The organism is Burkholderia sp. Nafp2/4-1b, from assembly GCF_003635165.1.
Classification (GTDB): Bacteria; Pseudomonadota; Gammaproteobacteria; order Burkholderiales; family Burkholderiaceae; genus Burkholderia.
In genome coordinates, this window is sequence record NZ_ML058604.1 from 83725 (window position 1) to 109796 (window position 26072).

A 26072-nucleotide genomic window follows, 5' to 3' on the forward strand; every position below is an offset into this window, starting at 1 on the left:
GCCCGTCATCGGGATGTCATCGCCCGGCTCGACGATGTCGCAGTCGGGCGTGTGGGAACGAACGCGCGGTCAGGCGCCGATCCACGGCAGTTTCCGGAAGCACCAGCCGTCGACCGTCTTGCGGTGGCCTTCGGCATCCTTGCCGCCCTCGAAGCCTTCGAGCAGGTCGAACGCCTTCGTGAAGCCGGCCTGCGCGGACGCGACCGCGGCGAGCTTCGAGCGCGCGGCGCTGCGGCACAGGAACAGGATCGGCGTATCGGCCGGGAGGGCCGCCTTCAGTTCGTTGACGAATTCGGCGTTCGGCACGCCGCCCGGGTAGCGCGTCCATTCGACGTGCAGGTACTGGCCGTCGCCGACGAGCGGGCGGCCGATCCAGTCGAGCTCGGCGCGGGTGCGCACGTCGACGAGGCGCGCGGACGGGTCGAGCTGCAGCAGTTCGAATGCCTCGACCGGCGCCAGCGCGCCGGCATAGTTGAGCGCGCCTTGGGCGCGGCGTTCTTCGGCCTTCGCGTAAAGCTGGTCGAGCGTACTCATGGCAGGAGGTCTCCGTAGCGGTCAAACGAACATTCTAGCGCGGTGCCGTCGCGCGGATGATCGAGCGGGCCGGCCGCGCATGCACCGCCCACGCGCTCACCAAAAAAGTGCAGAATGGCGTGCATGCACCAGAATGAATCCGTCGCGCCGGCGCATCCGCTCGATTGCACCAACGCGGTGCGACGGAGCGGGGGGCGATGCGGCCGCCGGCCCCGGAATCGCGCAGTCGGGCCCCGCTGCGGCGCGCTCTGGCGCGATTCACGTCGGTTTTGCGATGATTGGCACGGAAGCTGCTATATAGAATTCGGTCGACCCGGAGCGCGCTGCGCCAAAGCCAGACTCCGGGCAGCTCGATAAACGAGGCGGTTCCCAGTCCGCCGGAATTGTTCAATCAGGAGAAGAGGTTATGAGTAAAACCGTCGCCGACGTCATGCAGCTCGTGAAGGACGAGGACGTCAAGTTTGTCGATTTCCGCTTCACGGACACGCGCGGCAAGGAACAGCACGTGTCGGTGCCGGTTTCGGCGTTTGACGAAGACAAGTTCGAGAGCGGCCATGCATTCGACGGTTCGTCGATCGCCGGCTGGAAGGGCATCGAGGCGTCGGACATGCTGCTCATGCCGGATCCGACCGCCGCATTCGTCGACCCGTTCTACGAAGAGTCCACCCTGGTGCTGACCTGCGACGTGGTCGAGCCGGCCGACGGCAAGGGCTACGAGCGCGACCCGCGTTCGCTCGCGAAGCGCGCCGAAGCGTACCTGAAGAGCACGGGCATCGGCGACACGGCCTACTTCGGTCCGGAACCCGAATTCTTCATTTTCGACTCGGTCCAGTGGAACACGGACATGTCGGGCTGCTTCGTGAAGATCAACTCGGAAGAAGCACCGTGGTCGTCGGCCAAGGAATTCGAAGGCGGCAACACGGGTCACCGTCCGGGCACGAAGGGCGGCTACTTCCCGGTCGCGCCGGTCGACACGTTCCAGGACATGCGTTCGGAAATGTGCCTGCTGCTCGAACAGCTCGGCATCCCGGTCGAAGTGCACCACCACGAAGTGGCGGGCCAGGGCCAGAACGAAATCGGCACGAAGTTCTCGACGCTGGTTCAGCGCGCCGACTGGACGCAATGGTCGAAGTACATCATCCATAACGTCGCGCACTCGTACGGCAAGACGGCAACGTTCATGCCGAAGCCGGTCGTCGGCGACAACGGTTCGGGCATGCACGTTCACCAGTCGATCTGGAAGGACGGCCAGAACCTGTTCGCAGGCAACGGCTACGCCGGCCTGTCGGAACTCGCGCTGTTCTACATCGGCGGCATCATCAAGCACGCTCGCGCGCTGAACGCGATCACGAACCCGACGACGAACTCGTACAAGCGTCTGGTCCCGCACTTCGAAGCACCGGTCAAGCTCGCCTACTCGGCACGCAACCGTTCGGCATCGATCCGCATTCCGCACGTGTCGAACCCGAAGGGCCGCCGTATCGAAACGCGCTTCCCGGATCCGATGGCGAACCCGTACCTGCTGTTCTCGGCACTGATGATGGCAGGCCTCGACGGGATCCAGAACAAGATCCATCCGGGCGAAGCAGCCGACAAGAACCTGTACGACCTGCCGCCGGAAGAGGATGCAAAGATCCCGACCGTCTGCGCAGGCCTCGACCAGGCACTGGAAGCGCTCGACCAGGATCGCGAGTTCCTGACCCGCGGCGGCGTGTTCACCGACAGCATGCTCGACGCGTACCTCGCGCTGAAGGAGCAGGAGCTGGCGAAGTTCCGCATGACGACGCACCCGATCGAGTTCGAGATGTACTACTCGCTGTAATCGGCGATGGCGCTTCGAATCAGCGCCGTCATGCCGGTTCGTTCCCGTCGCGCGGCTTGCGGCGGGAACCGCGGAGTCTGAAAGGGGACGGCGTCCAGCCGTCCCTTTTTTGTTCCGAAAATTTTCGTTTTTCGACCCGGTGAGGCGCGATACGCACGCAAGATGGCTCTGAAGAATCTGATCAAGGCGAGAACGGGGCAGCCCGAGCGACTGACGGAAGACGAGCGGCTGATGCGCTCGGGCCTGCTTGCCGGGCTGGAGGCGCTACCGACGGCCGTGATCGTGCTCGACCGCAAGACGCTCCGGGTCGCGTTCGCGAACCCGTCTGCGGAAGCGATGCTCGACATCTCGCGCCGGCAGCTCGCGCAGCGGCCCTGGGGCGAGATTTTCCCGAACGCGAACGAACTCGCGTCGACGATCACCGCGATCGGCCAGGAGCGCTTTCACGCGACGCATCTCGACACCGTGCTCGACCGGCCCGGCCGCGAACCGCTGCACGTGCATGCGATCGTCGGCTTCCTCGAGACCGCGCCCGATTTCGTGCTCGTCGAGCTGTTCGAGAACGAACGGCAGTCGCGCACCGATCGCGAGGAGCGTATCCACGACCTGACCGCGGTCAACAAGCAGCTGATTCGCAACCTCGCGCACGAGATCAAGAACCCGCTCGGCGGCATTCGCGGCGCAGCCCAGCTGCTCGAATTCGAGCTGAGCGAGCGCGAGCGCGGCGAGTTGCGCGAATACACGCAGGTGATCATCAAGGAGTCCGACCGCCTGCAGACCCTCGTCGACCGGTTGCTGGAGCCGCATCGGCATCCGCATATCGTCGGCGACGTGAACATTCACGAAGTATGCGAACGCGTGCGCGCGGTGATGCTCGCGGAATTTCCGCGCGGGCTCACGATCGAGCGCGACTACGACGTCAGCGTGCCGGACCTGCGCGGCGACAAGGAGCAGTTGATCCAGGCGCTGCTGAACATCGTGCGCAATGCCGCGCAGGCGCTGCGCGAACGGATCGCGCAGGGCGACGCGAAGATCGAGCTGCGCACGCGCGTCGCGCGCAAGGTAACGATCGCAAAGCGCCTGTACAAGCTGGCACTGGCGCTGCACGTGGTCGACAACGGGCCCGGCATACCGGAGGAGATCCGCGACCGGATCTTCTATCCGCTCGTGTCCGGGCGCGACGACGGCAGCGGCCTCGGCCTCACGCTCGCGCAGACCTTCGTGCAGCAGCACGACGGGATGATCGAGGTCGAGAGCCGGCCCGGCCGTACCGAATTTCAGATCCTGCTGCCGCTCGACCATTGAGCCGCGGCATGGCGATTCACCGGATTCACCAATCTCTGACCGACCTATGAAGCCGATCTGGATAGTAGACGACGACCAATCGATCCGCTGGGTGCTCGAAAAGGCACTCGCTCGGGATAGCTTCGCGACGAAGAGCTTCGCGAACGTGCGCGACGCGCTCGCCGCGCTCGACCACGAGACGCCGCAGGTGCTGGTGTCCGACATCCGGATGCCGGGCGGTTCCGGCCTCGAGTTGCTGCAGGCGATGCACGAGCGCCTGCCGGGCCTGCCCGTCATCATCATGACGGCGTTCTCCGATCTCGACAGCGCCGTCGCGGCGTTCCAGGGCGGCGCGTTCGAATATCTGGCGAAGCCGTTCGACGTCGACAAGGCCGTCGAGCTGATTCGCCGCGCGGTCGAGGAAAGCCTGCGCGCCGGCGCGCCGCAGGACGAGCGCGTGGCCGAAGCGCCCGAGATGCTCGGCCAGGCGCCCGCGATGCAGGACATGTTCCGCGCGATCGGCCGGCTGTCGCATTCGGCCGCGACCGTGCTGATCACCGGCGAGTCGGGCACCGGCAAGGAGCTCGTCGCGCGGGCGCTGCACCGTCACAGCCCGCGGGCGAACGGCCCGTTCATCGCGCTGAACACCGCGGCGATTCCGAAGGACCTGCTCGAATCCGAACTGTTCGGTCATGAGCGCGGCGCGTTCACCGGCGCGCAGACGACGCGCCAGGGCCGCTTCGAGCAGGCCGAGAACGGCACGCTGTTCCTCGACGAAATCGGCGACATGCCGTTCGATCTGCAGACGCGCCTGTTGCGCGTGCTGTCGGACGGGCAGTTCTATCGGGTCGGCGGCCACAACCCGCTGCGCGCGAACGTGCGCGTGATCGCGGCGACGCACCAGAATCTCGAGGCGCGCGTGCGGCAAGGGCTGTTCCGCGAAGACCTTTACCACCGGCTCAACGTGATCCGGCTGCGGCTGCCGCCGCTGCGTGAACGCAGCGAGGACATCGCGCTGCTCACGCGCCACTTCCTGCAAAAGAGTGCGCGCGATCTCGGCGTCGAGCCGAAGCGCGTGTCCGACGAGGCGCTCGCGTATCTGACGTCGCTTCCGTTTCCGGGCAACGTGCGGCAGCTCGAGAACCTCGCGAACTGGCTGACCGTGATGGCGCCCGCGCAGACGGTCGAGATCAAGGACCTGCCGCCCGATCTCGTGCCGACCGGCGCGCCGGTGACGGCGACGTCCGACGACGCCGGGAGCGGTAACGGTGTCGGGGGCGGTGCGGGTGATATCGTGCGCGCGCAATCTCCGGCCGGTGCGGTGTCGTTGACGTCCGCACCCGTCGCGGCTGCGCCGAACGGCAGCGCGCCGGCCGGCTATCCGATGTGGGAAAGCGGGCTGCGCACCGAAGTCGCGCGGCTGCTGCGCGAGAATTCGTCCGACGTGATGGACGAGCTCGCACGCCGCTTCGAGGCGGCCGTGATCCGCGAGGCACTCGACTTCACGCGCGGCCGCAAGGTCGAGGCGGCCGAGCGGCTCGGCATTGGCCGCAACACGATCACGCGCAAGATCCAGGAACTGCATCTGGAGCCGTAAGCTACTCCCTCGCGGCATGCGCGCGCATCGCGCGTGCCGCGATCGGACATAATCGCGGTTTGCCGTCACGTACGCTTCCGTCATGTCCGATTCCTGCCGCTGGCCCGCCGAGGCCGATCCCTTCCGTTTTCTCGAAGCGCTCGACAGCAAGCGCGCCCGTGCGTGGGTCGACGAGCAGAACGCGCGCACGCGTGCCGCACTGCGCGACGACGATGCGTATCGCGCGCTCACCGCGCGGCTCGCGCACGCGTATTTGCCGCGCGAGCGCCCGGTGATTCCGACCCGCTGGCGCGACTGGGCGTACGACCTGTGGCAGGACGATCTCCATCCGAAGGGCCTGTGGCGCCGCGCGCGCTGGGACGACTGGCGTGCCGGCCGGCCCGAGTGGGAAACGCTGCTCGACGTCGACGCGCTCGGTGCGCAAGAGGGCGAGTCGTGGGTGTTCGAGCAGGACGCGATCCTGTACCCGGACGGCGACCGCGCGCTGCTGTCGCTGTCGCCGGGCGGTGCCGATGCGGTCGTCGTGCGCGAGTTCGATCTCGTCGAGCGCCGGTTCGTCGACGGCGGTTTCACGATCGACGAGCCGGGCCATCACACGGTGGGCTGGATCGATCGCGATACCGTCTACGTGAGCTGGGATCGCGGCGAAGCGCATGCGACCGCGGCCGGCTATCCGTACGATGCGCGCCGCTGGGTGCGCGGCACGTCGCTCGCCGATGCGCCGGTCGTGTTTCGCGGTGAACCCGACGACATCAGCGCGGGCGCGGCGTTCGATCCGATCGACGGCCGCCATGTCGCGTGGCGCAGCGTGGATTTCTTCGACGCGCATGCGTACTGGCTGACCGACGCTGGCGAGTGGTCGCGCTACGACGTGCCGACGCATGTCGAGGTCGGCTTCTGGGAAGGCTGGCTCGTGCTGGAGCCGCGGCTCGACTGGGACTGCGGCGGCGTGCATCACGCGGGCGGCTCGCTGCTCGCGATTCGCGAGCAGGCATTCCTCGCCGGGTCGCGCGAACTCACGACGCTGTTCGAACCGCGGCCCTCGACGTCCGCGTGCACGTGGACACACACGCGCACGATGCTGATCGCGAGCTGGCTCGACGACGTGCACAACCGGACGATGCTGTGGCAGCCGCGCCAGGGCGATGACGGCGCGTGGACCTGGACCGCGCGGCCGTTCGAGTGGCCGGGCGATGCACAGATCGACGTCGAGCCGGTCGAGTCGACGCTGAACGACGACGTGTACGTGGACGTCGACACTTATCTCGATCCGCCCGAATGCTGGCTCGCCGATCTGAACGATCGCGCGGCCGATGCGCCGTCGCGCCGCGTGCTGCTCGACCGGCCGCCGGTGCGGTTCGATGCGGCGGGGCTCGTCGTGCGTCGTGCGACTGCGCGCTCGCGCGACGGCACGCTCGTGCCGTACACGCTGATCGGGCCGCGCGACGCGCTCGATGGGCCGGACCGGCCCGATGGCGGCGCTCGCGTCGCGCGGCCGTGCCTGCTGTCAGGCTACGGCGGCTTCGCGATTCCGAACCTGCCGGGCTATAGCGATGCGCTCGGCATCGCGTGGCTCGAACGCGGCGGCGTCGCGGCGTTCGCGCACATCCGGGGCGGCGGCGAATTCGGGCCCGGCTGGCACGTCGACGCGCAGCGCGAACATCGGCAGCGTTCGTTCGACGATTTCATCGCGGTGGCGGAGGACCTGATCCGCACCGGCGTGACGACGGCCGCGCAGCTCGGGATCGAAGGCGGCAGCAACGGCGGGCTGCTGGTCGGCGCGTGCATGGTGCAGCGTCCGGAGCTGTTCGGCGCGGTGCTGTGCCGCGTGCCGCTGCTCGACATGCAGCGCTATCCGAAGCTGCATGCGGGCGCCGCGTGGCTCGACGAATACGGCGACCCGGACGACGCCCGCGAGGGCGCGGCGCTCGCCGCCTATTCGCCGTATCACCGCGTGCGTGAAGGCGTCATGTATCCGCCGCTGCTGCTGACGACGTCGACGCGCGACGATCGCGTGCATCCCGCGCACGCGCGCAAGATGGCCGCGCGCATGCATGCGCTCGGGCACGAACGGGTGTGGTACTGGGAGAACACCGACGGCGGGCACGGCAGCGCTGACGATCTGGAACGCGCGGAATCCGATGCGGCGGAATTCGGCTTCCTGTGGGCCCATCTCGGGCCGGCGCCCGCGCGCTTGAGCGCGGGCGCCGGCGCGGGCGAGAGCGGCGGGGTGGCTTAGCCGACGATCGCGACGACAGGCGTGTGGTCGGACGGCTGTTCCCACGTACGGGGCAGGCGATCGACCTCGCACGACGTGCAGGTGTCGGCGAGCGCCGGCGACAGCAGCACGTGATCGATGCGCAGCCCCGCGTTGCGGCGGAACGCCAGCATCCGGTAGTCCCACCACGTGAAGGTCTTCTCGGGCTGTTCGAAGCGGCGGAATGCATCGACGAAGCCCAGTTCGATCAGCTTCGCGAAGTGCGCGCGCTCCTGCGGCGACACGAGGTTCTGGCCTTCCCATTTCGCCGGGTCGTGCACGTCGCGGTCTTCCGGCGCGATGTTGTAGTCGCCGAGCAGCGCGAGCTTCGGATGGCGCTGCATCTCGGTGGCCAACCACGCATGCAGTGCATCGAGCCACTGCATCTTGTAGACGAACTTGTCGGAGCCGGGCGACTGGCCGTTCGGGAAATACGCGGACACGATGCGCACGCCTTCGACCGTCACCGCGACCACGCGCTGTTGCGGATCGTCGAAGCCGGGGATGTTGCGCACGACGTCCGACTCGTCCACGGCGAGCGTGTCGCGCACGAGGATCGCGACGCCGTTGTAGGTCTTCTGGCCCGTGAACCAGCTGCGGTAGCCGACGGCCTCGAGATCGGCGCGCGGATACTTCTCGTCCGGCAGCTTCAGTTCCTGCAGGCACAGCACGTCGGTCCCGCTGTGCACGAGCCAGTCGAGCACGTGCTGCTTGCGGACGTTGAGCGAGTTGACGTTCCAGGTGGCGATTTTCATGAACGGGAATGCGTGGCGGGTGAATGCGAAGGCCGCCATCTTACCGCGAGCACGGGGCGCGAACGCACGCGACACGCGTCTCGATCTCGACGGCTTGCGAAGAAAATGTGACAAAAGTGTTGACGTGAGTACTCCCTCACCCTATAATTTATTTCTCTGACGCGGGGTGGAGCAGTCTGGCAGCTCGTCGGGCTCATAACCCGAAGGTCGTAGGTTCAAATCCTACCCCCGCAACCAAGCACACCAGACGATGTGCAGCGCAACTGACCGATGCGCGCTTCGTCGACAGGAACCCGGCCCCGTGCCGGGTTTTTTGTTTTCAGCGCCCGAACGTCATTTCGGCGCGCCGGGGCTTCCAGGCAGGAAGCCGTTCTCGATCAGATAAGTCGTCGTGTTGACGAGCGTGGCCCGCCCATTCGGCGCACCGGCCAGCACCGCGCACTTGTCCTTCCCCGTATCCAGCCGGATCGAACGTTCGACCGTCGGATAGTCGACCCCCTTCAGATAGAAATGCGGCAGCGACGTCGTGTAGCGCACGTACGGCACGCACGGCCGCTGCAGCGGATCCTTCGACGCGCCGTTGAACGGGACGTATTCGTCGAACAGGTAAGCCGAACTCGCCAGGCCGCCCCAGTCCGCCGGCACCGCGATGCTGCCGGTCGGCGTGGTAACGCCGGTGGCGACGTCCGTGATGTAACCCTCGACGGTCGAGCGCCCATCGCTGCGATTGGCCTGCGTATGCGTGATCTGCAGCCGGTATGCGCGGCCCGGTTTCCACGCGTAGGCGAGCGAGCACGAGGTTCCCGCGCCGCCGTCAGCGCCGCTGCGGCAATTCCCGGACAGCGGCGTCGTGCCGGTGCCGAATGCGCTGAAGATCACGAGGTTGCTGCCCTGGGTGCGCGGCTGGATGCCGGTGTAGATCGGGTGCCCGCCATGTTCGGACGACAACTGGTTGGCCCAGTAGTAACTGCGGTTGACGTTGGTCGGCACGACTTCGGGCCTGATGTCCCATGCCATGCGGTCGAAACCGCCTTTCGGTGTCGTCGTGGCCGATGCGGTGATGTTGGGATCGGCGTGCGCGTTGAGCATGGTCGACACGGCGAGCAACGCACCGATCGCGGAGTTGAGCCTTTTCATGTTCCTGTACCCCAGTTCGTGGAAAAGAGACCGCGACGAGCAGCGTCGATTGCAGCGACGCCGCTCGCATACCAATGTGCGGTCACTTTATGACCAATGGCTGACCACCCGCATCGGCGGCCCGCATCACGTGAACGCATGACGCGCGGGTCGCTTTCCGCCGCGCCCCGTGCGGCGGGCGAGAGCGGAGAATCGGGAGTAGGGGGAGGGGTGTGGCCCGGGATAGTTATTTGTGTTCAACGGGACAATGCGGCCGCGGCATCGCGCGACAGTTGGCGATGCGGGCATCCGTGCTCGGCCGTCACGCGGCGCGCGACGACTCACGTCGTTCAGCCCGCCGCCCACTCGACCGCCGCCTTCGCATGCAGCGCGGTCGTATCGAACACCGGCAGCGGCGAATCCTCCGCGCCGATCAGCAGCGTGATTTCCGTGCAGCCGAGTATCACGGCTTGCGCGCCGCGTTTCGCCAGTTCTTCGATGATCGCCACGTAGGTCGCGCGCGACCCGGCGTCGATCACCCCATGACACAGCTCGTCGTAGATGATCCGGTGCACGTCGCCGCGCGCGGATTCGTCGGGCACCAGCACGTCGAGGCCGAACCTGCTACGCAAGCGCTCTGCATAGAATGGCAGCTCCATCGTGTAGCGCGTACCGAGCAGCGCGACGCGCTCGACGCCCGCGGCGCGCAGCGCGGCGCCGGTCGGGTCGGCGATGTGCAGGAAAGGCAGCGGCACCGCCGCTTCGATCGCATCGTGCACGCGATGCATCGTGTTGGTCGTCAGCACGACGAGATCGGCGCCGGCCGCTTCCAGCTGACGCGCGGCAGCGGCCATCCGTTCGCCGAGCGCGGCCCAGTCCTGCGCGCGCTGCAGCGCTTCGATCTCCGCGAAATCGACCGTGACCAGCACGCTCTTCGCGTTGTGATGGCCGCCGTGCAGCGCCTTCGAATGACGATTGATCATCCGGTAATACTCGGCCGACGATTCCCAGCTCATCCCGCCGATCAGTCCGATCGTCTTCATCCGTCACCTGTGCGTTTCGTATGTCGTGGCAGGCGAGTATAGGGGCCGGGCCGTGCGCGCGGCGGTACGATCCGCGCGAAGCGGGCCGGTACGGTGCTGCCGCGTGGAGATGGCCGGAGCGGGGCGGCCGATGGGCGCGGCGGTGTCCGGCGACGGCGGCACACGGCAGCACGCGACAGTTGAAACGGCCACTGTGTTTTTGTACAGTATCGGCACCGTGAACCCGACCATCATCCCGCCCGCCGATCCGCGCGGGCCGCTACCCGGCGACGCACCGCCGCGCGTGCGCAAGATCATCCATTGCGACTGCGACTGCTTTTATGCGTCGGTGGAGATGCGCGACGACCCGTCGTTGCGCAACCGGCCGATCGCGGTCGGCGGCCGGCCCGACCAGCGCGGCGTGATCGCAACGTGCAACTACGAGGCGCGGCGCTACGGCGTGCATTCGGCGATGTCGTCGGCGCTGGCGATGCGCAAGTGTCCGGACCTGCTGATCCTGCCGTCCGCGATGGACAAGTACCGCACCGCGTCGCGGCAGATCATGGCGATCTATCGCGATTACACGCACGACGTCGAGCCGCTGTCGCTCGACGAGGCGTATCTCGACGTCAGCGGTTCCGAACTGTGCCAGGGCAGCGCGACGCTTATTGCGCGGGAGATCCGCCAGCGCGTGTACGACACGGTCGGCGTGACGGTGTCGGCCGGTGTCGCGCCGAACAAGTTCATCGCGAAGATCGCGTCCGACTGGAACAAGCCGGACGGCCTGTTCGTCGTGCGCCCGCACGAAGTCGATGCGTTCGTGGCCGCGCTGCCGGTGCGCAAGCTGCACGGCGTCGGCAAGGTGACGGCCACGCGGCTCGACCGGCTCGGCATCCAGACCTGCGCGCAATTGCGCGACTGGTCGCTGATCGACCTGCATCGCGAATTCGGTGCATTCGGCAGGCGGCTGTACCAGCTGGCGCGCGGGATCGACGAACGGCCGGTGCAGGCCGACCAGGAGCGCAAGTCCGTCAGCGTCGAGACGACCTACGTGACCGACCTGACGACGCTCGAACAGTGCGCGGACGAGATCCGCCGCCTCGTCGTGCAGCTCGATGCGCGGATCGCGCGCGCGGGGGCCGCACGCTCGATTCGCAAGCTGTACGTGAAAATCCGTTTCGCCGATTTCCAGCGCACGACGGTCGAATGCGTGGCCGACGCGACGAACGCGCAGACGGCCGTCACGCTGCTCGCGAAGGGGCTGCAGCGGCGTGCGCAGGCCGTGCGGCTGCTGGGTGTCGGCGTGCGCATCGACGAAGACACCGCCGAGCGTCATGGGCAGTTCTCGCTGTTCGACGATGAAGCCCGGCACGTGGACGACACCGGCGGCGCCGGCAACCCCGACAACCCCGGCGACGAAACCCCGGCGCCATAAAAAAGGCACCGCCGAAGCGGTGCCTGTCGATGCAGCCGGATGAGGCCGGGGAGTGCGCTCAGTGCGCGGCTGCCGCCATGCCGTTGTGACGCAACAGCGCGTCGATTTCCGGCTCGCGACCGCGGAACGCCTTGAACGAATCCATCGCCGGACGGCTGCCGCCGACTTCGAGGATTTCACGGCGATAGCGCGTGCCGGTCGCTGCGTCGAGCACGCTGCCGCTGGCGGCGGCCGCTTCCTCGAATGCCGCGTACGCGTCGGCGGACAGCACCTCGGCCCACTTGTAGCTGTAGTAGCCGGCCGCATAGCCGCCCGCGAAGATGTGGCTGAACGTGTTCGGCCAGCGCGAGAACGCGGCCTGCGGGATCACGTGGTAGCGCTCGTTGATCTCGCGCGCGAACGCGTTCACGCCGGTCGCACCGGCCGGATCGAAGTCGACGTGCAGCAGCATGTCGAACATCGAGAACACGATCTGGCGCAGCGTGCCGAGGCCGCTCTGGAAGTTCTTCGCGGCGATCATCTTGTCGAACAGTTCGCGCGGCAGCGTGGCGCCCGTCTCGACGTGCGACGACATCGACGACAGCACGTCCCATTCCCAGCAGAAGTTTTCCATGAATTGCGACGGCAGCTCGACCGCGTCCCATTCGACGCCGTTGATGCCCGACACGCCGAGCTCGTCAACGCGCGTGAGCATGTGATGCAGCCCGTGGCCGAATTCGTGGAACAGCGTGATGACTTCGTCGTGCGTGAAGCATGCGGGCTTGCCGCCGACCGGCGCCGAGAAGTTGCAGGTCAGGTACGCGACCGGCGTCTGCACGGCGTCGCCGCGCTTCGCGCGTGCCCGCGCATCGTCCATCCATGCGCCGCCGCGCTTGCCTTCGCGTGCGTACAGGTCCAGATAGAACTGCGCGACGAGCGAGCCGTCGCGGTTCTCGACGCGGAAGAAGCGCACGTCCTTGTGCCACACCGGCGCATCGTCCGGCTTGATCCGCACGCCGAACAGCGTTTCGGTGACGGTGAACAGGCCCTTCAGCACCGCCGGTTCCGGGAAGTACTGCTTGACCTCGTTTTCCGAGAACGCGTAGCGCTGCTGGCGCAGGCGCTCGGCCGCGAACGCGACGTCCCACGGCGCGAGCTCGGTCAGGCCGAGCTCCTTCGCGGCGAACGCGCGCAGCTCGTCCCAGTCCTTGTCGGCATGCGGGCGCGCACGCGTGGCGAGATCCTCGAGGAATGCGATCACCTGCTGCGGCGACTCGGCCATCTTCGGCGCGAGCGACACTTCGGCGAAGTTGCGGTAGCCGAGCATCTGCGCCTCTTCGCGGCGCAGCTTCAGTTCGTCGGCGACGATCGCTGTGTTGTCCCACTCGGCCTTGCCGCCGCCGTACTGCGGCCCGAGTTCCGACGCGCGCGTCGCATAGGCGCGATACAGCGTCTCGCGCATCGCGCGGTTCTCGGCGTACTGCAGCACCGGGAAGTAGGACGGGAAGTGCAGCGTGAATTTCCAGCCTTCCTTGCCGTCCTTCTGCGCGGCTTCACGTGCGGCTTCGATCGCGTCGCCCGGCAGGCCGGCGAGTTCGGCTTCGTCCTGCGCGAAATACGCATACGCGTTGGTCGCGTCGAGCACGTGGTCGGAGAAAGCCTTCGACAGCGCGGCCTGCTGCTCCTGAAGCTCCGCGAAGCGCGGCTTCTGGTCTTCGGGCAGTTCGGCGCCCGACAGGCGGAAATCGCGCAGCGCGTTGTCGAGGATCTTCTTGCGCTCGGCGGACAGCGTCGCGTATTCGGCGCTCGCGGCGATCGCCTTGTACTTCTCGTACAGCGCGAGGTTCTGGCCGACGCTCGACCAGAATTCGGTCACGCGCGGCAGGTTTTCGCCGTACGCGGCGCGCAGCTCCGGCGTATCGGCGACGGCGTTCAGATGGCCGACGACACCCCATGCGCGTCCGAGCGGCTCCGTCGCCTGCTCGACCGTCTCGACGATCGTGGCCCAGGTCGCCGGCGTCGCGGGTGCGCTCGCGGTGTCGACCGCGCGGTTGGCGGCATCGAGCAGCGTGTCGAGCGCGGGCGTCACGTGTTCCGGACGAATCTCGCCGAAACGGGGCAGGCCGGAGAAATCGAGAAGCGGATTGGTATTGGCGCTGGCGGACATTAAGACTCCCTGTCTGTTGCCGGATGAACCGGGGTGAAAAGGGTGAGGCGCGCTGCTGCGGCGCCCGATATCGACATTATTGGGGCGCATCGCGCGCTTTCCAATCGTTAGTTTCTAACGAAGCGATTGGCGGCGCTCGATGCGGGTGCGGCGGGGTCGGATACGGGCGGGTGCCGGACGGCGCGGCGGTGTGACGATGCGGCCGTCGACGCGGCCGTCGACGCGGCCGGCGGGGCGCCGGCGCACGAAGGCGCGCGCCGGCTCGACGGGCAGGGCGATCGGGCGGCGCTCAGGCGGCCGCGGCGGCGCGCTCGGCGGCTTCGATCGTATTGATCAGCAGCATCGTGATGGTCATCGGGCCGACACCGCCCGGCACCGGCGTGATGTGGCCGGCCACTTCCTTCACGCCGGCGAAGTCGACGTCGCCGCACAGCTTGCCCGCGTCATCGCGGTTCATGCCGACGTCGATCACCGTCGCGCCGGGCTTGACCATGTCGGCCGTCAGGATGTTGCGCTTGCCGACCGCGGCGACCACGATGTCGGCCTGGCGCGTGTGCGCGGCGAGGTCGCGCGTCTTGCTGTGGCAGATCGTCACGGTCGCGCCGGCTTCGAGTAGCAGCATCGCCATCGGCTTGCCGACGATGTTCGAGCGGCCGATCACGACCGCGTTCGCGCCCAGCAGCGGGATGTCATGCGCTTCGAACATCTTCATCACGCCGTACGGCGTGCACGGGCGGAACAGCGGCTTGCCCGTCATCAGCGCGCCGGCGTTCGCGACGTGGAAGCCGTCGACGTCCTTCTCGGGCGCGATCGCCTCGATCACCTTGTGGCTGTCGATGTGCGCGGGCAGCGGCAGCTGGACCAGGATGCCGTGGATCTTCGGGTCGCGGTTCAGTTCGTCGATGCGCGCGAGCAGGTCGGCCTCCGACAGCGTGTCCGGGTACGTATCCTTGTGCGAGAAGAAACCGTTGTCCACGCACGCCTTGATCTTATTGCGTACGTAGACTTCGCTCGCCGGATTGGCACCGACGAGGATCACCGCGAGACCGGGCTGGTGGCCGCGTGCGGTCAGGGCGGCGGCGCGTTCGGCGGCCTGCGCGCGCAAGGTCTTCGAGAGGGCGTTGCCGTCGATGAGGAGGGCTGTCATGGTGGTGGTCCTGCCGGGAAGTTGGAATGCGGGTGTGCGGCGCACGAAACGCCGCAGCAAAGCACGCAATTATACCGGGCGCCTGCTGTCGTCCGACAGCGAATACAAGGAAAGCGTCATGGCGGCGGTGCCGGCGCCCCGGGAGGAAGCGCCGCGCCATGCCGCGCGAGTGGGCCGCATCGCGCGGCACGGCAAGGTTGCGGGCGCAGCCGGCCGGGGCTGGTGCCCCGCGGCCGCGCGCAACGTTCAGGCCTGCTTCTTCGACAGCGCGAGGCGCAGCAGGTCGGCGACCGTGTTGACGTTGAGCTTTTCCATGATGTTCGCGCGGTGCGCTTCGACCGTCTTGATGCTGATCCCGAGATCGTCGGCGATCTGCTTGTTCAGACGGCCCGCGATGATCCGCTCGAGCACCTGCTGCTCGCGCGCGGTCAGCTTCGACAGGCGTTCGCTCGCGGCGCGCTGTTCCTGGACGCTCTTGCTTTCGCTTCGGGCCTTGTCGAGCATCCGCTCGACGAGCTTGCGCAGCTCGGCCTCGTCGAACGGTTTCTCGATAAAGTCCATCGCACCCTTTTTCATCGTCGACACCGCCATCGGCACGTCGCCGTGGCCCGTGACGAAGATGATCGGCAGCGCGGCGTTGTCGGCGATCAGGCGCTCCTGCAGCTCGAGGCCGCTCATGCCCGACATCCGCACGTCGAGGATCAGGCACGCGATCTGGCCGGCCTGCTGCGCCGGCTGATACGCATCGAGGAACTGCTCGGCGCTCGAGAAGCATTGCACGCGATAGCCGTTCGCCTCCAGCAGCCAGCGCAGCGAGTCCCGTACGGCTTCGTCGTCGTCGACGACGAAGACAGTTTCCTGAGTGGTGGTGACAGGGCTATTCATAGTTCTCCCGTAACGGTATGTGATGCCGATGCCTCGCGCCCCCCTTGGCCGAGATCAGCGGGTTCCCCAATGGGCAGGCTGCAGTGGAATGTCGCGCCGGAAATGCGGCCGTCCGGTTCGACATTGTTGACCACCCACAGACGCCCCCGATGCGATTCGATGATCGAACGGCAGATGTTCAGCCCCATGCCCATGCCATCGGACTTGGTGCTGTAAAACGGTTCGAACAGGCGTTCGGCGCTCGCTTCGTCGACGCCCGGACCCTGGTCGATCACGCGGATGTCGACGAAACCCGCATCGATGTCGGCGACCACACGGATCACGCCGTCCGCCGACGCCGGCTTCACGTCGGCCATCGCCTCGGCCGCGTTCTTCATCAGGTTCATCAACACCTGCTCGATCAGCACGGGGTCGACATAAATAATAGGCATTCTTGCGAGGATTTCCGTGACGATCCGGATCCTGCGCTTCCTGGCCTCGATTTCGGCGAGCCCGACGGCGTCCGCGACGATGTCCGCGACCCGCGCCGGCTGGCGTTTCGGCTCGCTGCGCTTCACGAATTCGCGGATCCGCTTGACGATCATCCCCGCGCGCAGCGCCTGCTGCGCGGTCTTTTCCAGCGCGGGCTGCAGCGTCTCGGGCGTGCCGCGGCCGCTCTTCACGAGCGCGAGCGTGCCCGAGCAGTAATTGTTGATCGCGGCGAGCGGCTGATTCAATTCGTGAGCAATCGACGACGCCATTTCACCCATCGTCATCAATCGGCTCGTGAACTGCAGCTTCTCTTCCTGCTGGTGCGCGAGTTCCTGCGCCTTCTTGCGGGTCGTGATGTCGGTCGCGATCTGCATCTGCGCGAGGTGGCCGTCCACCCACTGGATGTACTGGCGCCGCACCTCGAACCACTTCTGGATGCTCTCGACGTACACCTCCTGCGCATCGGCCGTGCTGCTCGTCAGCGCGGCGGCCGGCAGGCCCGCGAACGCATCGACCATGTCGATCGAGTCGGACGATGCCTGGGCGCGGTCGAAGCCGCCGCCCGACAGCTCGAGGTGGCCGTCCGGACGAATCCCGAACAGGTGGCGGTAGTAGCGGTTCGCGAACAGCAGCTCGGCTTCATCGGCGGCCAGCACCGACACCGCGGCGTCGAGGCTTTCGAGCACCGTCGTGAAGCGCTCGTGCGCGGCCGCGAGTTCCTCGCGTGCGCGCTTCGGCTCGGTGATGTCGGTCATCGACGACATCCAGCCGGTCTGGCGGCCCGAGCTGTCGATCAGCGGCGATACATAGAGGCGCGCATGGAACAGCGTGCCGTTCTTGCGCCGCACGCGCAGTTCGAAGCCCGAGCTCGGCGCCTTGCCGCGCAGCGTCATGTCGAGCTGGCGCTGCATTTCCGGGTACGCGTCGCGCGGCCAGTACGGGAACGGCGCGACCTTGCCGACGAGGTCGGTCTCGTCCCAGCCGGTCATCCGGCAGAACGCGGGGTTCACGTGCGTGATGCGGCCGTGCATGTCGAGCACGCGCATGCCGATCAGCACCGAGTTTTCCATCGCGCGGCGGAAGAACGCTTCCGCGTACAGCGCCTGCTGCGCCTCGAAGCGCTGGCGCGTGTGCTTCCACAGGCTCCAGAGGCTCCACAGCACGAAGCACGACAGGCCGGCCACGAGCCACACGAGCGTGTTGTTGGTGAGGTTCGTGAGCTGCGGGAACGCGTACACGCGCACGGTCAGCCCCTGGCCGGGCGGATCGAGCGGCAGGTCGTAGTGGGAGTCGCGCGGCAGGCGCGGGCGCGTCGACGTCGACGACAGCTCGCGGTTGTTCGAGTCGGTGATCGAGATTTTGTACTTCGACGACAGCTCCTGCGGGATGTCGTGCTTCAGGATCCCTTCGACCGAGAACACCGCGGCGAGCGAGCCGAGATATTCGCGGTCGCCGCGCATCACGGGCGTCTGCAGCGTGATGAAGCCGTTGCCGAAGTCGTCGTAGATCAGCGGCGAATAAGCCTGGCGGCGCGTGCTGCGCGCTTCGTCGTACGCGCCGCGCACGGCGTCCTGCATCTGCGCGTCGCCGGGCTTCGCGAGCCGCTGGCCGAGCAGCGGCGGATGCACGGTCGGCCAGCGCTGCACGCCGGGCGCGGTGTACCAGTTCAGGTAGAGAATTTCCGGATGCGTCTGCATCACGTCCGCGACGGCCATCTGGAACGCGTTCTGGTCGAGGCGGCCGGCCGCGAGATCGCGCGACAGCGCCTGCAGCTGTTCCTGCGCGCCCGTCATCGACAGGCGGATCTGCTGCTGCGCCCACGCGACGTTACGGAACAGCGTGTCTTCCTGCTGCTGCTGTTCGCGGCGATTGAGGCTCCACAGAATCAGGCTCATCACCACGAGGAACACCAGGATCGACAGCAGCGGCGTCAGCAGATAGGAATTGGACCACCACGGTCCGTGGTGCCAGCGGGACGGCTGCGACTCCGCCGGCGGGCCCGACGGTCGCGCCGAGCGTGCGAAAAGCCGATCGGTCAACATGGCAGGATTGTAGCGCAGCGCAATACATGGAAAACCGGTACCGGATATGTTGAACGGAAACGAATTTGTCTGCGCAGCGCGTGCCGGAGAGCCCCGAAAGATGGGTGCGCCGCAGCAATATTTCGCATTACGAGAAAAGATCTCATAATTCGAAAATTGTGTTGCACGGGGCCATCCACGCTCATTACAATCCGTCGGAGCTTGCCCGCAGCCGGTCGCGCCGCGTCGTCTGCACGAGAGCGATCCTCACATTCCAGGACCCAGGAGACGAGAATGTCCGCTGTACCGAACGAAGTGATGAAATATGTCGCCGCCGAACGTGACGACGACCCGCAAGAAACCGTCGAATGGCTCGAGTCGCTCGACGGCGTGATCTCCTCCGTGGGCACCGGCCGTGCGCATTACCTGATCGAAAAGCAGATCGAATTCGCGCGCATGCACGGCGAACACCTGCCGTTCTCCGCCAATACCCCGTACATCAACACGATTCCGGTCGAAGCCCAGGCGAAGATTCCGGGCGACCAGGACATCGAGCACCGCATCCGTTCGTACACGCGCTGGAACGCGCTGGCGATGGTGCTGCGCGCGGGCAAGGACACGAACGTCGGCGGTCACATCGCGTCGTTCGCGTCGGCGGCGACGCTCTATGACGTCGGCTATAACCACTTCTGGCACGCGGCGTCCGACCAGCACGGCGGCGATCTCGTGTTCGTGCAGGGCCACTCGTCGCCGGGCGTGTACTCGCGCGCGTTCCTGCTCGGCCGCCTGAAGGAAGAGCAGCTCGACAACTTCCGCCAGGAAGTCGACGGCAAGGGCATCTCGTCGTACCCGCACCCGTGGCTGATGCCGGACTTCTGGCAGTTCCCGACCGTGTCGATGGGCCTCGGCCCGATCATGGCGATCTACCAGGCACGCTTCATGAAGTACCTGGAATCGCGCGGCATCGCGAAGACGGAAGGCCGCAAGGTCTGGGCGTTCCTCGGCGACGGCGAGACCGACGAGCCGGAATCGCTCGGCGCGATCGGCATGGCGAGCCGCGAGAAGCTCGACAACCTCGTGTTCGTGATCAACTGCAACCTGCAGCGTCTCGACGGTCCGGTGCGCGGCAACGGCAAGATCATCCAGGAACTGGAATCGGAATTCCGCGGCGCCGGCTGGAACGTGATCAAGGTCATCTGGGGCAGCCGCTGGGATGCGCTGTTCGCGCGCGACAAGACGGGCGCGCTGATGCGCCGCATGATGGAATGCGTCGACGGCGAATACCAGACGTACAAGTCGGAGTCGGGCGCGTACGTTCGCGAACACTTCTTCAACTCGCCTGAACTGAAGGCACTCGTCGCCGACTGGTCGGACGACGACATCTGGGCGCTGAACCGCGGCGGCCACGATCCGCACAAGATCTACGCGGCGTTCCACGAAGCGACCAACACGAAGGGCGCGCCGACCGTCATCCTCGCGAAGACCATCAAGGGCTACGGGATGGGCGAGTCGGGCCAGGCGATGAACATCACGCACCAGCAGAAGAAGCTGCCGGTCGAGCAACTGAAGAAGTTCCGTGACCAGTTCCGCCTGCCGATCACCGACGAGCAGATCGCCGACGTGCCGTACCTGAAGTTCGAGGAAGGCTCGAAGGAACTCGAATACATGCGCCAGAAGCGCATGGACCTCGGCGGCTACCTGCCGCATCGCCGCGAGAAGGCGACGTCGCTGCCGGTGCCGGCGCTCGACGCATTCGAGCCGCTGCTGAAGGGCACGGGCGAAGGCCGCGAGATCTCGACGACGATGGCGTTCGTGCGGATCCTGAACATCCTGCTGAAGGACAAGGCGCTCGGCAAGCGCGTCGTGCCGATCGTCCCGGACGAATCGCGCACGTTCGGCATGGAAGGCCTGTTCCGCCAGATCGGTATCTGGAACCAGGAAGGCCAGAAGTACGTGCCGGAAGATTCCGACCAGCTGATGTTCTACAAGGAATCGCAGACCGGCCAGATCCTGCAGGAAGGCATCAACGAAGCGGGCGGCATGTGCGACTGGATCGCGGCGGCGACGTCGTATTCGACGCACGGCGAGATCATGGTGCCGTTCTACATCTTCTATTCGATGTTCGGCTTCCAGCGGATCGGCGACCTGGCATGGGCGGCGGGCGACATGCGTTCGCGCGGCTTCCTGCTCGGCGGCACCGCGGGCCGCACGACGCTGAACGGCGAAGGCCTGCAGCACGAAGACGGTCACTCGCTGCTGTGGGCGGCATCGGTGCCGAACTGCGTGAGCTACGACCCGACGTTCGGCTACGAACTCGCGGTGATCATCCAGGACGGCCTGCGCCGCATGGTGCAGGGGCAGGAAGACGTGTACTACTACGTCACGGTGATGAACGAGAACTACGAGCACCCGGCGATTCCGCAGGGCGAGCAGGTGGCGGCCGACATCATCAAGGGCATGTACTCGTTCAAGAAGGCCGACGCCGACCAGAAGGCGCCGCGCGTCCAGCTGCTGGGCGCGGGCACGATCTTCAACGAAGTGATCGCTGCCGCCGACCTGCTGAAGAACGACTGGGGCGTCGCGGCCGATCTGTGGAGCGTGCCGAGCTTCACCGAACTCGCGCGTGAAGGCCACGAAATCGAGCGCTGGAACCTGCTGCATCCGACCGAAGAGCGTCGCCTGTCGCACGTGCAGAAGTGCCTGAAGGACACGCAGGGTCCGGTCATCGCGTCGACCGACTACGTGCGCGCGCTGGTCGACCAGATCCGCGGCCAGATCGATCGCCGCTTCGTCGTGCTCGGCACGGACGGCTTCGGTCGTTCGGACACCCGCGAGAAGCTGCGTCACTTCTTCGAAGTCGACCGTCACTGGGTCACCGTCGCCGCGCTGAACGCGCTGGCCGACGAAGGCACGATCGAGCGCAAGGTGGTCGCGGACGCGATTGCCAAGTACAACCTCGATCCGTCGAAGCCCAACCCGATGACCGTTTAACGCACACGCGCCGTGTGATGCCGCGCGCCGCTTCCGGGAGGGGCGCGCGCGGCCATGGAGACACAAAAAGATGAGTCAAGCGATCGAAGTGAAGGTGCCGGATATCGGCGATTACAAGGACGTGCCCGTCATCGAGGTGCTCGTGAAGGTGGGCGACACGGTCGAGCCCGAGCAGTCGCTCGTCACGCTCGAGTCGGACAAGGCGACGATGGACGTCCCGAGCCCGGCAGCCGGCACGGTCAAGGAAGTGAAAATCAAGGTGGGCGATTCCGTGTCGGAAGGCTCGCTGATCGTCCTGCTCGAAGGCGGTGCCGGCGCGCAGGTGAACGGCGCTGCCGCACCTGCAGCAGCCGCGGCTCCGGCGGCAGCACCGGCACCGGCAGCAGCCGCGCCGGCTGCCGCGGCACCGGCCGCAGCACCGGCCGCGTCGGGCGGCACGCTCGAAGTGAAGGTGCCCGACATCGGCGACTACAAGGACGTCCCGGTGATCGAGATCGGCGTGAAGGTCGGCGATACGGTCGAGAAGGAGCAATCGCTCGTCACGCTCGAGTCGGACAAGGCGACGATGGACGTGCCGAGCCCGGCCGCCGGCGTCGTGAAGGAAATCAAGGTCAAGGTGGGCGACTCGGTATCGGAAGGCACGCTGATCGTGCTGCTCGAAGCCGCAGGCGCACCGGCTGCAGCCGCACCGCAGGCAAGCGCTCCGGCGCCGGCCGCCGCTGCTCCGGCGCCCGCTGCCGCACCGGCACCCGCGAAGGCTGCACCGGCGCCGGCCGCTGCCGCACCGGCCGCCGCTGCGTCGGGCGAGTACCGCGCGAGCCACGCATCGCCGTCCGTGCGCAAGTTCGCGCGCGAACTCGGCGTCGAAGTCGCACGCGTGCAGGGGAGCGGTCCGAAGGGCCGCATTACGAAGGAAGACATCACGGGCTTCGTGAAGGGCGTGATGACGGGCCAGCGCGCAGCGCCTGCCGCGGCAGCCGCGCCGGCAGGCGGCGGCGAGCTGAACTTGCTGCCGTGGCCGAAGGTCGACTTCTCGAAGTTCGGCCCGTTCGAGGCGAAGCCGCTGTCGCGCATCAAGAAGATCTCGGGCGCGAACCTCCATCGCAACTGGGTGATGATCCCGCACGTCACGAACAACGACGAAGCGGACATCACCGAGCTCGAAGCACTGCGCGTGCAGCTGAACAAGGAGCACGAGAAGGCCGGCGTGAAGTTCACGATGCTCGCATTCGTGATCAAGGCGGTCGTCGCGGCGCTGAAGAAGTTCCCGACCTTCAACGCGAGCCTCGACGGCGACAACCTCGTGTTCAAGCAGTACTACCACGTCGGTTTCGCGGCAGATACGCCGAACGGTCTCGTCGTGCCGGTGATCCGCGATGCGGACAAGAAGGGCCTCGTCGATATCGCGAAGGAAATGGCCGAGCTGTCGAAGGCCGCGCGCGACGGCAAGCTGAAGCCGGACCAGATGCAAGGTGGTTGCTTCTCGATCTCGTCGCTCGGCGGGATCGGCGGCACCAACTTCACGCCGATCATCAACGCGCCGGAAGTCGCCATCCTCGGGTTGTCGCGCGGCCAGATGAAGCCGGTGTGGGACGGCAAGCAGTTCGTGCCGCGCCTCACGCTGCCGCTGTCGCTGTCGTATGACCATCGCGTCATCGATGGCGCGGAAGCCGCGCGGTTCAATGCGTATCTCGGCGCGTTGCTTGCCGATTTCCGTCGCATCATTCTTTGATGAGATGAGGGGCTCGCGGGGGCGTGGGTTTTTGTCGCGTGGTTTTGTGTCGATTCTCCACGCCTTGTCGTTGAACCTGTTTCGCTAACGGTCTGCTAGCGTCGCCCCTGCGCGGGGCGGCGGTCACTTTTCTTTGTCTTCCAAAGAAAAGTAACCAAAAGAAAGGCGCGTCCTTGGGCGGACGGCAAAGGTGGTCCTGCCCAGGTTCGCGTTCTCTCGTCAGGCCGCATGTAGGCAGGTTCCGTCTTTCCGCCGTCCCTCCCTCTCTCTCTGCAGCTAATCAAGAAGGGGACAGTCATGAGTCTCATCGAAGTCAAGGTTCCGGATATCGGCGATTTCAGCGGCGTCGATGTCATCGAAGTCAACGTCAAACCTGGCGACGTAATCGAAAAAGAGCAAACGCTCATCACGCTCGAATCCGATAAAGCCTCCATGGAAGTGCCCAGCGACGTCGCCGGCACAGTCAAGGAAGTCAAGGTCAAAGCCGGCGAGAAAGTCTCGCAAGGCACGGTCATCGCCATCGTCGAAGCATCGGCAGGTGCAGCCGCTCCCGCTCCGGCGAAAGCCCCCGAAGCGCCGAAGGCCGCCGTCGCTGCTCCGGCTCCGGCCGCCGCCGCTCCGGCACCCGCGCCGCAAGCCGGCAGCTACAGCGGTGCCGCCGACATCGAGTGCGACATGCTCGTGCTCGGCGCGGGCCCCGGCGGCTACTCGGCCGCATTCCGCGCCGCCGACCTCGGCATGAAGACGGTGCTGGTCGAACGCTATTCGACACTCGGCGGCGTGTGCCTGAACGTCGGCTGCATTCCGTCGAAAGCGCTGTTGCATACGGCACTCGTGATCGACGAAGCGGAAGCGCTCGGCTCGCACGGCATCACCTTCGGCAAGCCGCAGATCGATCTCGACAAGCTGCGCGACTTCAAGTCGGGCGTCGTCAAGAAGCTCACGGGCGGGCTCGCCGGCATGGCGAAGGCGCGCAAGGTCGAAGTGGTCACCGGCGTCGGCGCGTTCGTCGATCCGTATCACATGGAAGTGCAGGGCGAAAACGGCAAGAATGTCGTCAAGTTCAAGCAGGCGATCATCGCCGCCGGCTCGCAAGCGGTGAAGCTGCCGTTCATGCCGGAAGACCCGCGCGTGGTCGATTCGACGGGCGCACTCGAACTGCGCCAGCTGCCCAAGCGCATGCTCGTGATCGGCGGCGGCATCATCGGCCTCGAAATGGCGACGGTGTATTCGACGCTCGGTACCGAAATCGACGTCGTCGAAATGATGGACGGCCTGATGATGGGCGCGGACCGCGATCTCGTGAAGGTCTGGGAAAAGTACAACGCGAAGCGCTTCGGCAACGTGATGCTCAAGACCAAGACGGTCGGCGCGGAAGCGAAGGAAGACGGCATCTACGTGAAGTTCGAGGGCGAGAAGGCCCCGGCGGAAGCGCAGCGCTACGACCTCGTGCTGGTCGCGGTGGGCCGCAGCCCGAACGGCAAGAAGATCGGTGCCGACAAGGCCGGCGTGGCGGTCACGGAGCGCGGCTTCATCGACGTCGACAAGCAGATGCGCACGAACGTCCCGCACATCTTCGCGATCGGCGACGTCGTCGGCCAGCCGATGCTTGCGCACAAGGCCGTGCATGAAGGCCACGTCGCAGCGGAGGCCGCCCACGGCGAGAAGGCATACTTCGACGCGCTGCAGATCCCGTCGGTGGCGTACACCGATCCGGAAGTGGCGTGGGCCGGCAAGACGGAAGACCAGTGCAAGGCCGAAGGCATCAAGTACGGCAAGGCAGTGTTCCCGTGGGCCGCATCGGGCCGCGCAATCGCGAACGGCCGCGACGAAGGCTTCACGAAGCTGATCTTCGACGAGGAAACGCATCGCGTGATCGGCGGCGGGATCGTCGGCCTGAACGCGGGCGACCTGATCAGCGAAGTTTGTCTCGCGGTCGAGATGGGCGCGGACGCGGAAGACATCGGCAAGACGATCCACCCGCACCCGACGCTCGGCGAATCGGTAGGCATGGCCGCCGAGTTGTACGAAGGCGTCTGTACCGACCTGCCGCCGCAACGCAAGAAGTAGCGCGATCGGCACGGCCGGCTTCGTGCCGGTCACGCAAAAACGCCGCCGCCCGGGGATTCCGGGCGGCGGCGTTTTTGTTTGCCCGGGGCTGACGGCGACCCGCGCAATGCACCGATGGCGACGCGACGGCCGGGCGTTCCGGCGCCAGAAACAAAAAAGCCGCGCAGTGCGCGGCTTTTCAGGAGCAGGGGACGCTTACGCGGCCGGCTTGCTCGCACGGCGCGATGCAGCAGCCGTGGCAGCCTTCGTCGCGACAGCGGCAGCCGCGTTGAAGTTCGTTTCGGCGATCTCGACGGCTTGCTTCGCAGCCTTCTGAACCGTTTCGTACGTCGTGTTCGCAGCGTTCAGTGCCGACTTCAGTGCGGCGACAGCCGTTTCCGAACCGGCCGGGGCGTTCTTCGCGACGTTGTCGACGAGGGCCTGGATCTTCTTGTTCTGGTCTTCGAATTGCGCTTCGGCAACCTTCGCGAACTCGGCTTGCGTCGACGACGCGATTTCATACAGGTGACGGCTGTACGACAGCACCTTTTCCGCGACCGGCTGCGACAGGCTCGCTTGCAGCGCGATCAGTTCCTGTGCGTCCTTCACCGACAGCAGACGCTGTGCGTTTTCCTGGCTTTCCGTCAGCGACGACTTCACGACCTGCAGGTTGAGTTCGATCAGCTTTTCGACGCCTTCGAATGCCTTGGTCGTCAGACCGAACAGGCTTTCGAGGTTGGCTTTTTGGGCGGCGGCGATTTGCTCGGGGGTCAGCAAGGACATGTCAAGCTCCTGAAAAGCGATCACG

The 26072-nt window shown here is 66.3% G+C and carries 17 protein-coding genes and 1 tRNA gene; 9 read left to right on the forward strand and 9 right to left on the reverse strand.

Translation table 11 applies throughout. The features are described 5' to 3' along the window. Positions 1-69 precede the first annotated feature (69 nt). On the reverse strand, positions 70-534 hold the full coding sequence (locus tag C7H84_RS13370; RefSeq protein ID WP_121859238.1) for a rhodanese-like domain-containing protein: 465 nt from the start codon (positions 532-534) through the stop codon (positions 70-72). A 406-nt stretch (positions 535-940) separates the two neighbouring features. Here C7H84_RS13370 and glnA point away from each other — a divergent pair, with 406 nt between their 5' ends. From glnA to C7H84_RS13390, 4 genes are all read left to right on the forward strand, one after another. Continuing rightward, positions 941-2356, forward strand: a complete 1416-nt coding sequence (glnA, locus tag C7H84_RS13375; RefSeq protein WP_121859239.1) for a type I glutamate--ammonia ligase — start codon at positions 941-943, stop codon at positions 2354-2356. A gap of 162 nt (positions 2357-2518) precedes the next feature. Next, positions 2519-3661: a nitrogen regulation protein NR(II) gene (glnL, locus tag C7H84_RS13380; protein WP_162999274.1), complete on the forward strand. Its 1143-nt coding sequence runs from the start codon at positions 2519-2521 to the stop codon at positions 3659-3661. Positions 3662-3707: 46 nt separating this feature from the next. Beyond that, entirely contained in the window at positions 3708-5237 is a 1530-nt protein-coding gene (ntrC, locus tag C7H84_RS13385; RefSeq protein ID WP_121859240.1) for a nitrogen regulation protein NR(I), read from the forward strand. Between the two features lie 82 nt (positions 5238-5319). After that, complete coding sequence (locus C7H84_RS13390; RefSeq protein WP_121859241.1) at positions 5320-7476, forward strand: prolyl oligopeptidase family serine peptidase; 2157 nt, start codon at positions 5320-5322, stop codon at positions 7474-7476. Here the strand turns inward: C7H84_RS13390 and xth are convergent. After that, the gene (gene xth / locus C7H84_RS13395; RefSeq protein ID WP_205611424.1) at positions 7473-8249 is read right to left on the reverse strand and encodes an exodeoxyribonuclease III; all 777 of its coding nucleotides are present in this window, start codon (positions 8247-8249) and stop codon (positions 7473-7475) included. The two genes, C7H84_RS13390 and xth, sit on opposite strands and share 4 nt — an antisense overlap. A gap of 160 nt (positions 8250-8409) precedes the next feature. On the opposite strand from xth, the gene C7H84_RS13400 reads away from it, so the two are divergent. Continuing rightward, positions 8410-8486 (forward strand) — tRNA-Met (locus tag C7H84_RS13400). A gap of 96 nt (positions 8487-8582) precedes the next feature. Here C7H84_RS13400 and C7H84_RS13405 read toward each other — a convergent pair. Further along, a complete protein-coding gene (locus C7H84_RS13405) occupies positions 8583-9386 on the reverse strand; it encodes a hypothetical protein (protein ID WP_121859243.1) in 804 nt (267 codons plus the stop codon). A gap of 329 nt (positions 9387-9715) precedes the next feature. Further along, the gene (locus tag C7H84_RS13410; RefSeq protein WP_121859244.1) at positions 9716-10408 is read right to left on the reverse strand and encodes an aspartate/glutamate racemase family protein; all 693 of its coding nucleotides are present in this window, start codon (positions 10406-10408) and stop codon (positions 9716-9718) included. Between the two features lie 193 nt (positions 10409-10601). Between C7H84_RS13410 and dinB the strand changes: the two genes are divergently transcribed. Continuing rightward, complete coding sequence (dinB, locus tag C7H84_RS13415; RefSeq protein ID WP_240462028.1) at positions 10602-11822, forward strand: DNA polymerase IV; 1221 nt, start codon at positions 10602-10604, stop codon at positions 11820-11822. Positions 11823-11880: 58 nt separating this feature from the next. Here dinB and C7H84_RS13420 read toward each other — a convergent pair whose 3' ends face one another. The 4 genes from C7H84_RS13420 to fixL all read right to left on the reverse strand — a co-directional run bounded on the left by C7H84_RS13420 (position 11881) and on the right by fixL (position 18513). Next, positions 11881-13968, reverse strand: a complete 2088-nt coding sequence (locus tag C7H84_RS13420) for a M3 family metallopeptidase (RefSeq protein WP_121859245.1) — start codon at positions 13966-13968, stop codon at positions 11881-11883. A 289-nt stretch (positions 13969-14257) separates the two neighbouring features. Continuing rightward, a complete protein-coding gene (folD, locus tag C7H84_RS13430) occupies positions 14258-15115 on the reverse strand; it encodes a bifunctional methylenetetrahydrofolate dehydrogenase/methenyltetrahydrofolate cyclohydrolase FolD (RefSeq protein WP_121859247.1) in 858 nt (285 codons plus the stop codon). Positions 15116-15361: 246 nt separating this feature from the next. Continuing rightward, on the reverse strand, positions 15362-16000 hold the full coding sequence (fixJ, locus tag C7H84_RS13435; RefSeq protein WP_006493245.1) for an oxygen response regulator transcription factor FixJ: 639 nt from the start codon (positions 15998-16000) through the stop codon (positions 15362-15364). After that, a complete protein-coding gene (gene fixL, locus C7H84_RS13440) occupies positions 15997-18513 on the reverse strand; it encodes an oxygen sensor histidine kinase FixL (RefSeq protein WP_121859248.1) in 2517 nt (838 codons plus the stop codon). The genes fixJ and fixL overlap by 4 nt, the downstream gene beginning before the upstream one ends. Positions 18514-18786: 273 nt before the next feature. Between fixL and aceE the strand changes: the two genes are divergently transcribed. From aceE to lpdA, 3 genes are all read left to right on the forward strand, one after another. Then, entirely contained in the window at positions 18787-21483 is a 2697-nt protein-coding gene (aceE, locus tag C7H84_RS13445; protein ID WP_121859249.1) for a pyruvate dehydrogenase (acetyl-transferring), homodimeric type, read from the forward strand. Positions 21484-21553: 70 nt separating this feature from the next. Next, positions 21554-23215: a dihydrolipoyllysine-residue acetyltransferase gene (gene aceF / locus C7H84_RS13450; protein ID WP_121859250.1), complete on the forward strand. Its 1662-nt coding sequence runs from the start codon at positions 21554-21556 to the stop codon at positions 23213-23215. A gap of 297 nt (positions 23216-23512) precedes the next feature. Then, entirely contained in the window at positions 23513-25285 is a 1773-nt protein-coding gene (gene lpdA, locus C7H84_RS13460) for a dihydrolipoyl dehydrogenase (RefSeq protein WP_121859251.1), read from the forward strand. Positions 25286-25480: 195 nt separating this feature from the next. On the opposite strand, the gene C7H84_RS13465 is transcribed toward lpdA, so the two are convergent. Further along, entirely contained in the window at positions 25481-26047 is a 567-nt protein-coding gene (locus C7H84_RS13465; protein ID WP_121859252.1) for a phasin family protein, read from the reverse strand. Positions 26048-26072: the final 25 nt, after the last annotated feature.